The 12,987-nt window shown below is 66.3% G+C and carries 13 protein-coding genes and 1 riboswitch; of the genes, 7 read left to right on the top strand and 6 right to left on the bottom strand.

What is annotated here, in order from left to right; all coding sequences use genetic code 11:
- The first annotated feature begins 7 nt into the window (after positions 1–7).
- On the top strand, positions 8–313 hold the full coding sequence (locus IFT54_RS01950) for an alkylphosphonate utilization protein (RefSeq protein WP_031439303.1): 306 nt from the start codon (positions 8–10) through the stop codon (positions 311–313).
- A gap of 55 nt (positions 314–368) precedes the next feature.
- Here the strand turns inward: IFT54_RS01950 and thiC are convergent, their stop codons facing one another.
- The 4 genes from thiC to IFT54_RS20985 all read right to left on the bottom strand — a co-directional run bounded on the left by thiC (position 369) and on the right by IFT54_RS20985 (position 4,045).
- The gene (thiC, locus tag IFT54_RS01945; protein WP_192069415.1) at positions 369–2,291 is read right to left on the bottom strand and encodes a phosphomethylpyrimidine synthase ThiC; all 1,923 of its coding nucleotides are present in this window, start codon (positions 2,289–2,291) and stop codon (positions 369–371) included.
- A 39-nt stretch (positions 2,292–2,330) separates the two neighbouring features.
- A riboswitch (TPP riboswitch) is annotated at positions 2,331–2,438 on the bottom strand.
- Positions 2,439–2,526: 88 nt separating this feature from the next.
- On the bottom strand, positions 2,527–3,390 hold the full coding sequence (locus IFT54_RS01940) for a MipA/OmpV family protein (protein ID WP_234387246.1): 864 nt from the start codon (positions 3,388–3,390) through the stop codon (positions 2,527–2,529).
- A 69-nt stretch (positions 3,391–3,459) separates the two neighbouring features.
- Positions 3,460–3,909 carry a DUF2141 domain-containing protein gene (locus IFT54_RS01935; RefSeq protein ID WP_244648464.1) on the bottom strand — a complete coding sequence of 150 codons (450 nt, stop codon included), beginning with the start codon at positions 3,907–3,909 and terminating at the stop codon, positions 3,460–3,462.
- Complete coding sequence (locus tag IFT54_RS20985) at positions 3,815–4,045, bottom strand: sterol desaturase family protein (protein WP_446740656.1); 231 nt, start codon at positions 4,043–4,045, stop codon at positions 3,815–3,817. Before IFT54_RS20985 ends, IFT54_RS01935 begins: the two co-directional genes overlap by 95 nt.
- Before the next feature lie 480 nt (positions 4,046–4,525).
- Here IFT54_RS20985 and IFT54_RS01925 point away from each other — a divergent pair, with 480 nt between their 5' ends.
- Entirely contained in the window at positions 4,526–5,284 is a 759-nt protein-coding gene (locus IFT54_RS01925) for a hypothetical protein (RefSeq protein ID WP_192069413.1), read from the top strand.
- Between the two features lie 16 nt (positions 5,285–5,300).
- Here IFT54_RS01925 and IFT54_RS01920 read toward each other — a convergent pair whose 3' ends face one another.
- A complete protein-coding gene (locus IFT54_RS01920) occupies positions 5,301–5,894 on the bottom strand; it encodes a GNAT family N-acetyltransferase (RefSeq protein WP_192069412.1) in 594 nt (197 codons plus the stop codon).
- Between the two features lie 233 nt (positions 5,895–6,127).
- On the opposite strand from IFT54_RS01920, the gene crtY reads away from it, so the two are divergent.
- The 4 genes from crtY to IFT54_RS01900 all read left to right on the top strand — a co-directional run bounded on the left by crtY (position 6,128) and on the right by IFT54_RS01900 (position 10,644).
- Complete coding sequence (gene crtY / locus IFT54_RS01915) at positions 6,128–7,294, top strand: lycopene beta-cyclase CrtY (protein WP_031394043.1); 1,167 nt, start codon at positions 6,128–6,130, stop codon at positions 7,292–7,294.
- A complete protein-coding gene (locus IFT54_RS01910) occupies positions 7,291–8,769 on the top strand; it encodes a phytoene desaturase (RefSeq protein ID WP_031394044.1) in 1,479 nt (492 codons plus the stop codon). Before crtY ends, IFT54_RS01910 begins: the two co-directional genes overlap by 4 nt.
- A gap of 197 nt (positions 8,770–8,966) precedes the next feature.
- Positions 8,967–9,548 carry an LOG family protein gene (locus IFT54_RS01905; RefSeq protein ID WP_037529815.1) on the top strand — a complete coding sequence of 194 codons (582 nt, stop codon included), beginning with the start codon at positions 8,967–8,969 and terminating at the stop codon, positions 9,546–9,548.
- A gap of 148 nt (positions 9,549–9,696) precedes the next feature.
- Positions 9,697–10,644, top strand: a complete 948-nt coding sequence (locus IFT54_RS01900; RefSeq protein ID WP_192069411.1) for a phytoene/squalene synthase family protein — start codon at positions 9,697–9,699, stop codon at positions 10,642–10,644.
- A gap of 134 nt (positions 10,645–10,778) precedes the next feature.
- Here IFT54_RS01900 and IFT54_RS01895 read toward each other — a convergent pair whose 3' ends face one another.
- On the bottom strand, positions 10,779–11,111 hold the full coding sequence (locus tag IFT54_RS01895; RefSeq protein WP_244648462.1) for a hypothetical protein: 333 nt from the start codon (positions 11,109–11,111) through the stop codon (positions 10,779–10,781).
- A 19-nt stretch (positions 11,112–11,130) separates the two neighbouring features.
- Here IFT54_RS01895 and IFT54_RS01890 point away from each other — a divergent pair, with 19 nt between their 5' ends.
- Entirely contained in the window at positions 11,131–12,960 is a 1,830-nt protein-coding gene (locus IFT54_RS01890; protein ID WP_192069410.1) for an ABCB family ABC transporter ATP-binding protein/permease, read from the top strand.
- Positions 12,961–12,987: the final 27 nt, after the last annotated feature.

The following is a 12,987-nucleotide window of genomic DNA, read 5'->3' as shown; positions in this document are numbered from 1 at the left end:
GATGACGATGGCGGACGACGATTACGTCTATGACGAGGCCAGCGGCGAATGGGTCGCCGCCGACGCCGCATCCACGACCCGCGCGGCGGACGACGACACGGTCGTGGTCCGCGACTCGGTCGGCAACGTGCTGGCGGACGGCGACCAGGTGACGCTGATCAAGGACCTGACCGTCAAGGGCGCGGGCCAGACGCTCAAGCGCGGCACGCTGATCAAGGCGATCCGCCTGACCGGTGACGCGCAGGAGATCGACTGTCGCTACGAGGGGATCAAGGGTCTGGTGCTGCGCGCGGAGTTCGTGCGCAAGCGGTAACGGGCGTACCCCCTGATCCTCCCCCGCCAGGGGGAGGAGTTCGGGATGTGGCGGATCAGACGTCCGCGGGGAGGTAGATCTCGCTGCCCTTCTCGCGGAACCTCTCGCTCATCTCCGCCATGCCCTTTTCCGCGTCGGCATGCGCGCCCTTGGCGAAGATCGCGCGGTTGGCGTCGGTCTGATCGACATCGGCTGCGAGGAACGTGTCGGCCGGGCCATTCTGTTTCGCGGCGAAGTCGCGCACCTCCTGCGTGATCTTCATCGAACAGAATTTGGGACCGCACATCGAGCAGAAATGCGCGGTCTTGGCGCCTTCTGCGGGGAGCGTCTGGTCGTGATATTGCTCGGCCGTATCGGGGTCGAGGCTCAGGTTGAACTGATCGCGCCAGCGGAATTCGAAGCGCGCGCGGGACAGCGCATCGTCGCGCATCTGCGCGGCAGGGTGACCCTTGGCGAGGTCGGCGGCGTGCGCGGCGAGCTTGTAGGTGACGACGCCGACCTTCACGTCGTCGCGGTCGGGCAAGCCCAGATGCTCCTTGGGCGTCACGTAGCAAAGCATTGCGGTGCCGTACCAGCCGATCTGCGCCGCGCCGATGCCGCTGGTGATATGGTCATAACCCGGCGCGATGTCGGTGGTGAGCGGCCCCAAGGTATAGAAGGGCGCCTCGCCGCAAACCTCGAGCTGCTTTTCCATGTTTTCCTTGATCTTGTGCATCGGCACATGGCCGGGGCCCTCGATCATCACCTGAACGTCGCTCTTCCATGCGCGGTGGGTGAGTTCGCCGAGCGTGTAGAGCTCGCTGAACTGCGCCTCGTCGTTCGCGTCGGCGATGCTGCCGGGGCGCAGCCCGTCGCCGAGCGAATAGGCGATGTCATACGCCTTCATGATCTCGGTGATCTCGTCGAAGCGCTCGTAGAGGAAGCTCTCCTTGTGGTGGCTGAGGCACCATTTCGCCATGATCGAGCCGCCGCGCGAGACGATGCCGGTGACCCGCTTGGCGGTCATCGGGATATAGGCGAGGCGAACGCCGGCGTGGATTGTGAAGTAATCCACGCCCTGCTCCGCCTGTTCGATCAGCGTGTCACGGAAGATTTCCCAGGTCAGATCCTCGGCAATGCCGCCGACCTTTTCGAGCGCCTGGTAGATCGGCACGGTGCCGATCGGCACGGGGCTGTTGCGCAGGATCCATTCGCGCGTGTCGTGGATGTTGCGGCCGGTGCTGAGGTCCATCACCGTGTCGGCGCCCCAGCGGATCGACCAGACGAGCTTGTCGACCTCGGCGGCGACGTTCGACGCAACCGCGGAGTTGCCGATATTGGCGTTGATCTTGACCAGGAAGTTGCGGCCGATCGCCATCGGCTCGGATTCGGGGTGGTTGACGTTGTTGGGGATGATCGCGCGGCCGCGCGCGACCTCGTCGCGGACGAATTCGGGGGTGACGAAGTCGGGGATCGACGCACCGAAGCTCTCGCCGTCGCGCTTATACTCTTTCAGCATCGCGCGGCCGAGATTCTCGCGGGTCGCGACATATTCCATCTCGGGCGTGATGATGCCGCGGCGGGCATAGTGCATCTGGCTGACATTGGCGCCGGCCCTGGCGCGCAACGGGCGCTTGATGCTGCCGGGGAATTGCGGGACGCCGCCCGAGCGGTCGGGGCCGAGCTGGCCATTATCCTCGGGCCGGATCTCACGCGCGTCGTAACTTTCGACGTCGCCCCGCGCCTCGATCCACTGGCGGCGAAGTTGCGGCAGGCCGGCGTTGATGTCGATCGTGGCGCGCGGGTCGGTGTACGGACCGCTGGTGTCGTAGACGCGCAAGGGCGGCTCGGAACAGCTCGGGTCGAGCACGATCTCGCGCATCGCGACGCGGACGTCGGGGCTGGAGGGCACCGCGACATGGATCTTGCGCGAGCCGCGGATCGGGCCGGTGGTAACGCCGATGTCGGCGGTCGGGATGCGGGGATCGTAATCGGCCATGCGCTTGCTCCTAAAGGTCTCGGAGCAAGGCATACGGTTCTGTGGCGACCGCTCCCTCCCTCCGCCGGTATCAACCGGATCAGGTTCAGCGGGTCGAAGGCTCCTGCCTTCCTCTCAAGCGCGGATCGGCGCTCCCCCGGGGTAGGGCGAGCATAGGCGCAACGGACGGGGGCGCAAACGAAAAACCCCGCACGGTCGGGCCGCACGGGGTTTCGGGTCGATCGGCGGGTTGCAATCAGAAGGTGTAGGTCAGGCCCACCGCGCCGAGCCACTGGTCGGCATCGCCGACGTCCGCGACGATCGGGCTGTCCTTGTACTTGCCGAGCATGCGACCGTAGAGCACGCCCGCGCCGACGCCGAACCCACGGCGCAGATCGCCCGACAGGCTCTGCAGCGCGAAGGCGGAGACGTTGACCCGGCGGAAACCGCTGTCGTTGATGTCATAGGTGCGCAGACCGCTGTTGATCGTGCCGATCGGCGTGACCGCCGCATAGGTCCGGCCAAAGCCCTTGCCCGCATAATCCGCCGACAGGCCGAAGGCGACCAGGGTGCGGACCGACAGCGGCGTGGTGTAGTTGACCTGCGGGGTGATCACATAGCTGTCGTGCGTGCCCGACACGTCGTGGATATAGGCGACGCGCGCGGTCAGCGTGTCGTAATCGCTGGTGATGACACCGGTCTTGCCGATGCCGACAAAGCCGCCGACTTCATAGGCCGTGTCGATCTTGCCGAGCGCGCGGACCTGCCGGTTGTCGACCCGGCCCGTGCGATCGGTACGCACCGCGGCGATGACACCGACTTCGTAGTTGATCCCGACCGATCCGGTATTGGGGATCAGGTTCACGTAGAGCTGCGTACCGCGCGTGAAGAAGTCATGCCCGCGGACCGTACCGATCGCGACCGCGCCGGGCGTGAAGCTGTTGCTGTCCGCACCCTCGTAATCAGGAAGCGACGCGACGCCGAGTCCCAGCGTGATGCGGTTGTTGTCGGCGGGATCGGTGATTGGCGGGGTCGGATTGGGATCCGTCTGCGCAAGTGCCGGCGTGGCGAGGGCGACGGCCGCGGTTGCGGCAGTCAGAACGAGTGAGAATGCGCGCAAGGACGGGCTCCGGACAAAAAGGTTCCACCGCGCAACGCTGGGCAACCCCATTCGGTCCGTTGCAATCCGTCAGAAGATGTAACGCATCCTGACCTGTTGCATTTCAGCATCACCGGCGAGCATGAACCGTGCCGCGGAAAAGCGCGGCGGTCCGAAGCGTACCGCCGCGTTGTTCGAGAAACCATAGCCCTCGCGCGGGATACCCGCGATCGTGTCGAGCTTGGAGTTGCTGTTCTCGTCATGGATGATCGCCAGCGCATAGCCGCGCTGCGGCAGACCCGGAAAGCTCGTCGTCCGGACCGCGGCGGGGAGCGTCCGGGTCAGTGCCTTGGCATCGTCGACACAGGCGGGGAAATTATCGGGGTCGGCGGTCAGGCAGATACGGATCAACCCCTTGGCCGAGCGGAGATTGTCGACCTCGACGTCAAGCCGCGTGACCGGGCTCGCCGCCGCCAGAACGGCCCAGACCGCGGCCGCCGCCAGCACGCGCGGCAACCTTGGCATGCGATCTGCCCGCATCGCCGTGCTCCCGGTCGGTGCCGCAGAGCCGATCCCAGAACCGGAAAATGAGCTCATAATTGCACCTGTATCGTTCATGATGTGGCTGATGGTGGCTGGCCGTGATCAGCCATGTCCCCAATGCTCCCCTCCACATGAACCGGGGAAAAACCTCCCGGCCCATCGGATTGGCCCCCTTCATAACGGTCATGACCGTCAGAGCCAAACCGAGCGCACCGCCGGGGTCGGAATCGCGACGACCCGTAGCGGAATTATCACAGCAACGGCAGCGCCTAGATTGGAGCGAACGCCTTTGCAGCACACGCGGTCGGCGGGCGCACCCGGTAAAACGTCAATCGCAGACAAGGAGATGACGAGCGTGATCGTCATGCCGCGCTCACAAGCATCTGCGCGTGCCGGGTGATGGCCGCTTGTACACCGCGCGATCGGGAAGATGACCGCGCGCGCATCCCGCAGAAGGTCGTTGTCGCCGGATCGCGACTTTCATAGCATCCTCCGCACGACATAATCGGGGACCACAATAGTGATTTTACTCGCAATACTGCTGCAATCGGCCCAGCCCGTGCCGACCGCCGCTCCGCGACAATTGCCTCCGCTTCACGGTGGGCCTGCAGAAATGACCTGCCCGGTGGGCGGCGAGACGTTCTCGGCATGGCAGCCCGCGATGTTCAGCACCTATGGCGAGCGCCCCGACGGCAAGCCGTACAGCTATTTGCCCTTTCCGTTTCCGCTTCCTGAATGCCCGAGCAACAAGTTGGTCGTTTTCGACAAGGTCTCGACCCAGGACGCGGAAAACCTCGCGCGGCTGATCGGCACCGCCGATTATAAACGGCTGATCGGCTCGGAGACGACCTATTACCGGGCCTATTGGCTCGCCGGAAAGCTGGGCCGGCCGGAGATTCTGCGTCTCGGACTTTTGCTGTCGGCCATCTGGCAGGTGACGCCCGATCCGAGGTCCCAAATCAGCACCGACGCGCAGAATAGCCAGTTCCAGCGATATCAGACATTGTTCATCCGTGGCGTTCGGGCATTGGGCCCTGCAACGCCCGTCGCGGACCGGCTATGGCTGGAGGCACGGGCCGCGAACGCTGCCCGGCAGATGGGTCGGTTCGACGAGGCAGCGAGGCTGATCGATATGGCCGATCGATCGCTCACGCTCGTTACCGACAAGCGCGGGTGGGATACCTATCTTGCCAAATTGCGCGCCGTCATCGCGCGCAAGGATGCTGGCGTCGAACCGCTCGACATGATCCCGGAGCAAGAGGTCGCCTTCACCTGCCTGCGCCGGCCGCCATCGACCAGCTTCGACAAAGCCACGTGCACGAGCCCGGAGGTCGTCGCACGGATGGCGACGCTCAACGCCAAGCCGAAATAGCCGCCTCGAACCCAGGTCAGGCGCGCCGGTCGAGGATCAGGATCGGCGCGTCACGATAACGACCCTCGATGCGCAGGCGGTAGCCGAGGCGCTCGGCGAGGCGGAGCGAGGGCGCGTTGCGGGGGTCGATGATGCAGGTCGTCGCGGCGATGCGCGGGTCGGCCCAGGCCAGGACCGCCGCCATCGCCTCCGACGCATAACCCTGTCCCTGCGCGTCGCCGGTCAGCGTCCAGCCCATTTCGGGGCCGATCGCACCGGGACCGTCGATCGGCGGCAGGATCGCGCGCCGCGCTTCGATCAGACCCATCTCGCCGATCAGCCGGCCGGTCACAGTCTCGCGCACGATCCAGCTGCCATAGCCGAACACGGTCCACTGCCCGATCGAGCGGAGCAACCGGATCCACACCTCCTCGCGACTACGCGGCGTGCCGCCGATCATCGCATAGACGCGGGCGTCGGCCCACATCGCGGCGCAGTCGTCGAGATCGGCAGGGACATGGCCGCTCAGCGTCAGGCGCGCCGTTGCCAGCGTCGGCGCCTGGGGGTGGCGGGGGTCGGGATCGCCGGCGTGCGGTGCTGGCGAAGCGTCGGTCGGATGTGTGGGGGGCATGGCGGCTCCGGATCTGGCATGGACATAGTGGCGGAGATGGCGGCGGCGCGCCATGCCCGACCTGACGTCCCCCGTCCCTCCGTGTCGGGTGCGCGATGGCAGCGGACGACTGGCGCGCGGCGGATCGCGGCGGTGGCGGAAGAGGCGGCCGGGCCGGCAATGCAGGTTGTCTTCGCGCGCGATTGGGCGGGAAAGGCTGTTTTCGCAGGCGCCGGTTTGCGCTAGTCGGAGCCATGGCATCGACGATCTCCTGCGACGTCGCGATCGTTGGCGCGGGCCTGGCCGGCGGGATGATCGCGCTGGCGCTCAAAGCGAAGCATCCGGCGCTCGACGTGCGACTGGTCGATGCCGCCCCGACGGTCGGCGGCAACCACCTCTGGTCGTTCTTCGACAGCGACGTTGCGGCGGCGGACCGATGGATCGTCGCGCCGCTCGTGGTGCATGGCTGGCAGGGCTATGACGTGCGCTTTCCAGGGCATGCGCGGACCATCGACGCGCGTTACAATTCGATTGAGAGCGTCCAGCTCGACCGCGAGGTACGCCGCGTCCTGCCGCCGCACGCGCTGATGCTCGACCGCAAGGTCAGCGGCGCGAGCGCGACCGCGGTGGTGCTGAGCGATGGCGACCGGATCGAGGCGACCGGGGTGATCGACGCACGCGGGCCGGGCGACCTCACGCTGCTCGATCTGGCGTGGCAGAAATTCCTCGGGCGCGAGCTGCTACTCGACGCGATGCACAAGGCACCGCGGCCGATGGTGATGGATGCGGGCGTCGAACAGCTCGACGGCTATCGCTTCGTCTATTGCCTGCCGTTCAAGGCGCGGCGGATGTTCGTCGAGGACACCTATTACAGCGACACGCCCGATCTCGATCTGCCCGTGCTCCGCGACCGGATCGACGCCTATGTCGCCGAGCGCGGCTGGTCGGTGAAGCGGATCGAGCGCGAGGAATCGGGCGTGCTGCCGGTGGCGATGGGCGGCGATTTCGAGGCCTATTGGCGCTCGACCGGCGCGCGCGTCGCCAAGGCGGGGATGCGCGCGGGGATGTTCCACCCGACCACCGGCTATTCGCTGCCCGATGCGGTGCGGACCGCGTCGATGATCGCGGCGCTGGGGGATTTCTCGGGCGCACGGCTGCACGACGCGACCTATGCGATGGCGCAGGCGACGTGGAAAAGCCGCGGTTTCTACCGGATGCTCGACACGATGCTGTTCCGCGCGGCGGAGCCTGAGGAACGCTACCGGATCCTCGAGCGCTTCTATCGCCTCTCCCCTTCGCTGATAGGCCGTTTCTATGCCGGACGTTCGACCATGACCGACAAGGCGCGGATCCTGACCGGCAAGCCCCCCGTCCCCATCGTGCGCGCCGTCCGCGCCATCGCAGGCAGTATGAGATCATGAAGACAGCTATCGTCATCGGCGCAGGGTTTGGCGGGCTGGCGCTCGCGATCCGGCTGCAATCCGCAGGCGTCCAGACGACCATCGTCGAGAGCCGCGACAAGCCGGGCGGGCGTGGTTATTACTGGGAGCGCGACGGCTTCACCTTCGATGCGGGCCCGACCGTCATCACCGATCCCGACTGCCTGCGCGAACTATGGGCGCTGAGCGGGCACGACATGAGCGCGGATGTGACGCTCGACCCGGTGCTGCCCTTCTACCGGCTAAACTGGGCGGACGGGACGAATTTCGATTATACCAACGACGATACGCAGATGCGGGCGGAGATCGAGAAGCTGCATCCGGGCGACTGGGCGGGCTATGAGAAGTTCCTCGCCTATTCCGCCGGCGTGTTTCACGAAGGCTATGAGAAGCTCGGCCATGTCGCGTTTCTCGACTTCGGATCGATGATCAAGGCGGCGCCGGCACTGGCAAAATATCAGGCCTGGCGTTCGGTCTATTCGATCGTGTCGAGCTTCGTGAAATCGGAGAAGCTGCGCGAGGCGCTCTCGTTCCACACGCTCCTCGTCGGCGGCAACCCGATGACGACCAGCGCGATCTATGCGCTGATCCACAAGCTGGAGCGCGACGGCGGCGTGTGGTTCGCGCGCGGCGGCACCAACCGGCTGGTCGCGGCGCTGGTGACCCAGTTCGAGCGGCTGGGCGGCGTGCTGCGGCTCGACGACCCAGTCACCTCGATCGAGACGCTGGGCGACCGCGCGACCGGGGTCACGACGGCGAGCGGCTGGTCGGGCCAGGCGGATGCGGTGGCGGCGAACAGCGACATCATGCACACCTATCGCGACCTGCTGGCGACGTCGCGCAGCGGACAGCGGACCAAGGCGTCGCTCGAACGCAAGAAGTACAGCCCGTCGCTGTTCGTCGTGCATTTCGGGATCAAGGGCACGTGGCCGGGCATTCCGCACCACATGATCCTGTTCGGGCCGCGCTATAAGGGGCTGCTGTCGGACATTTACGATCACGGCGTGCTGGCGGAAGATTTCTCGCTCTATCTCCACCACCCGACCGTCACCGATCCCAGCCTGGCGCCGGAGGGGCATTCGACCTTCTATGCGCTCGCGCCGGTGCCGCATCTCGGCAAATTCCCGGTCGACTGGGACGAGATCGGCCCGATCCTGGAAAAGCGGATCCTCGACGAGATCGGCCGGCGGCTGATCCCCGATATCCACGACCGGATCGTGACCAAGTTCAGCTATGCGCCGAAGGATTTCGCACAGGATCTGAACGCGCATCTGGGCTCGGCCTTCTCGCTCGAGCCGGTGCTGACGCAGAGCGCCTATTTCCGCGTGCACAACCGCGACGATCATATCCCGAATCTGTACTTCGTCGGCGCGGGGACTCACCCGGGGGCGGGGATTCCTGGCGTCGTCGGGAGTGCCAAGGCGACGGCGCGTCTGATGCTTGAGGGCGAGCAGTAAGGGTTTGTTCGCGCGGAGGCGCGGAGGACGCGGAGGTGATGCGTGTCGCGAAGCGACCGTGTCTCCACCTTAACGCGGAACGGACGTTAAGACAGTGCAGGCGCTGTCCGGACCGCAACACCTCCGCGTTCTCCGCGTCTCCGCGCGAACCCATTCTTTTCTTGCGGCACCACGCGCGCTTCCCCTAGCGAGGCCACATGAAAAGACTTGCTGTGTATTGCGGGTCGGCGACGCCGGCTGATCCCCTGTATATCGAAGGCGCACGCGCGCTGGGACGGACCTTTGCCGAGCGCGGAATCGGCCTCGTCTATGGCGGTGGCCGCACCGGCCTGATGGGCGCGATCGCCGACGGCACGCTTGAGGGTGGCGGTGAGGTGATCGGCGTGATCCCGCAGGCGCTGGTCGATGCCGAAGTCGCGCACCGGGGGCTGACCGAGCTCCACGTCGTGCAGGGCATGCATCAGCGCAAGCAGATGTTCACCGACCTGTCGGACGGGTTCGTGACGATTCCCGGTGGTACGGGCACGATGGACGAGCTGTGGGAGGCGCTGAGCTGGGCGCAGCTCGGCTATCATGCGGATCCGGTCGGGCTGCTCAACACCGCGGGCTATTACGACCATCTGATCGCGTTCTGGGACAAGATGGGCGAGGTCGGCTTCCTGCGACCGCAGCACCGCGACCTGCTGATCGTCGCGGATACGCTCGACCTGCTGCTCGACCGGATGGCGGAGCATGTGCCGACGCAGCCGATCGTCCGGATGAACGCGTCGGATCTGTGAACGTCTTGAGGCCGCACACTATCCTGCACCACCCCGGCGAAGGCCGGGGCCCAGTTGGGGGACGCGGATTGGCTCGCTCTACGCGTTGTTACACTCGCTTTCCCACCTGGGCCCCGGCCTTCGCCGGGGTGGTAGTAAAGGTGGCGGCATGACCTCCCCCTCCCCTACCCGCGAAGCGATCGTCGCGACGGCGAAGGAATCGATCGCGCGCGGCTCGAAGAGTTTCGCGGCCGCCAGCCTGTTGTTCGACAAGCCGACGCGCGAGCGTGCGTGGCTGCTCTACGCCTGGTGCCGGCGGTGCGACGATATCGCCGACGGACAGGATCACGGGCACGGCATGACCGTGGTCGACGATGCCCCGGCGCGGCTCGTCACGCTGTCGGCGATGACCGAGCAGGCGCTGGCGGGCGAGGTCGTCGGCGAACCCGCATTCGACGCGCTGCGGATCGTCGCGGCCGAGACGCGGATGCCCAAGCGGTTCGCGCGCGATCTGGTCGAGGGCTTCGCGCTGGATGCGCGCGAGTGGCGACCGCGCTCCGAAAACGACCTGTACAAATATTGCTACCATGTCGCGGGCGTCGTCGGCTGCATGATGGCGATCGCGATGGGCGTTGATCCCGAGGACGAGGACACACTCGACCGCGCCTGTGACCTGGGAATGGCATTCCAGCTCGCCAACATCATGCGCGATGTCGAGGAGGATGACCGGGTCGGGCGCTGCTACCTGCCCGAGGACTGGCTCGTCGAGATGGACTTTCCGCCGGGCCAGCACATGAAGCCGCCGTTCCGCGCACGCCTCGCGGTACTCACGAAACGGATGGCGGACCGCGCGGCGGCGTTCGAGGCGAGCGCACGGGAGGGCACGCCCGCGCTGTCGTTCCGGTCGGCCTGGGCCGTGCTGTCGGCGGCCGGTATCTATGGCGCAATCGGGCGGGCCGTCGCGGCGCGTGGCGAGCATGCCTGGGATCACCGCGTTACGACGTCGGGGGCGCAGAAGCTGGGATTTATCGCGAGAGCCGCCCGGGAAGCAGCGGCGCGGGAGCGGCTGTATCCGCGTACGCCGCGCGATCCGAGGCTGTGGACACGGCCGCGGTAGCTTCGTCTTTCACGCCTCACCCCTCATCCGTTCGCCCTGAGCGAAGTCGAAGGGCCTCCGTTCGGGGTCTGTGCTTCGACTTCGCTCAGCACGAACGGGGAAGAGGCGAACTCGAACACGCGTGAACCGGCATATCAGCCCCTAATTTTGGCCTTGCCTGTCACGGCGATCTGCGCGCCCGCGGTGCGGCAGTTGGCGCCGATCATCGGATAGGGAACGTCGGTGTTCTGCGCGAGCTGATCCGGCAACGCCGCGCGGCACTGCGCCATCGTTTCGTACCGCGCCGGCACGACCCGTGCCTCGGTGCAGTTCATATTGCCGTCACTGCAACCCATGATGGCCATGACGTAGAACAGCGGTTCCATTTCATTCTCCAGCGGATCGCCGTGCCCGGCGTTGGACACGGTATGAAAAGCGACGAAGTGGCAGGATTGTTCCGCCAACCGCTTTCGCCGGGGCTTGACCACGCCTACATCACCACCAGCAATGCCCCCTGATACCTACACCTCCACCCGCGCGGACCAGCCGTTGCTGCCGACGCTCCGCCGCTTTCTGCCATTCCTGTGGCCGGCGGGGCAGCCGAAGCTGAAGGTGCGGATCGTCGTCGCGATGCTGCTCGTGATCGCGTCGAAGCTGGTGCAGGTGTTCGGCGCGGCCTTCACGCTGAAATATGCGGTCGACCGGATGGCGGGGAACGACCGCGGCGCGCTGACGCTCGTCGCGCTGCTGGTGATCGGCTATGCGGCGTCGCGGTTCGGAACGACGTTGTTCGACAATCTGCGCAACGCGGTGTTCGAGCGTGTCGGACAGGACGCGTCGCGGCGGTTGGCCGCGCAGGTGTTTCGCCATCTCCATGCGCTGAGCCTCGATTTCCATCTGTCACGGCGCACTGGTGCTGTGACCAAGGTGGTCGAGCGCGGGACCAAGAGCATCGACACGATGCTGTATTTCCTGCTGTTCAACATCGCGCCGACGCTGTTCGAACTCGTGCTGGTGCTGGGCCTGTTCTGGACCAAGTTCGGCTGGCCGCTGGTCGTCGCGACGGTCGTGATGGTGGTCGGCTATATCGCGTTCACGCGGATGGTCACCGACTGGCGCAATGCCCTCCGCGCACGCATGAACGACCTCGATACCGGTGCCGTCGCGCATGCGGTCGATTCGCTGCTGAATTTCGAAACGGTCAAATATTTCGGCGCGGAGGAGCGCGAGGCGAAGCGCTATGACAGCGCGATCACCGCCTATTCCGAAGCCGCGGTGAAAAGCGAGAATTCGCTCGCGTGGCTGAACCTCGGCCAGGCGCTGATCACCAATCTGATGCTCGCGGGCGGCATGGGCTTCGTCGTGTGGCGGTGGAGCCGGGGCGAGGCGTCGGCGGGCGACGTGGTCTTCGTTTCCACGCTGCTGGCGCAGCTATTCCGGCCGCTCGACCTGCTCGGCATGGTGTATCGCACGATCCGCCAGGGCGCGCTCGACATGGCGGCGATGTTCGACCTGATCGATACGCCCGCGACCGTCGTCGACGTGGCCGATGCGCCCGCGCTGGCCGTGAGCGCAGGGCATGTCCGGTTCGAGAATGTCTCGTTCGGTTATGATGCGGGCCGGCCGATCCTGCGCGATCTCGAGCTCGACGTGCCCGCGGGATCGACGCTCGCGGTGGTCGGACCGTCGGGCGCGGGCAAGTCGACGCTCGCGCGGCTGCTCTACCGCTTCTACGACCTGACGGGCGGTCGGATCACCGTCGACGGACAGGACATTGCGCAGGTCCGCCAGGCATCGCTGCGGGCGGCGATCGGGATTGTGCCGCAGGACACGGTGCTGTTCAACGACACGATCGGCTACAACATCGCCTATGGCCGCGAGGGGGCGGAGATGCCCGAGGTCGAGACGGCAGCGAAGGGCGCGGCGATCGCGGGGTTCATCGAACGCCAGCCGCTCGGCTATGCGACGCGCGTCGGCGAGCGTGGCCTCAAGCTGTCGGGCGGCGAGAAGCAGCGCGTGGCGATCGCACGCACGCTGCTGAAGAACCCGCCGATCCTGATCCTCGACGAGGCGACGTCCGCGCTCGACAGCCGCACCGAGGCGGAGATCCTCGACACGCTCGAGGCGATCGAGCGCGGCCGCACCACGATCGTGATCGCGCACCGGCTGTCGACCGTGGTGCATGCGGACCAGATCGTCGTGCTGGAGGCGGGGCGGATCGTCGAGAAGGGCACGCATGCCGAGCTGCTGCGCCGCGAGGGCGTGTATGCGGAGATGTGGAACCGCCAGGCGCAGGAGCGTGCGGGGCAGGATGACGGGGCGCTGGCGGCCGAGTAGCGACGCATCCGTTTTTGCTGCACGCGA

This window comes from Sphingomonas sp. CFBP 13714 (assembly GCF_014842205.1).
Lineage (GTDB): Bacteria > Pseudomonadota > Alphaproteobacteria > Sphingomonadales > Sphingomonadaceae > Sphingomonas > Sphingomonas aerolata.
The sequence above is the reverse complement of the archived record's forward strand: the minus strand, read 5'-3'. Positions and strand labels throughout refer to the sequence as shown.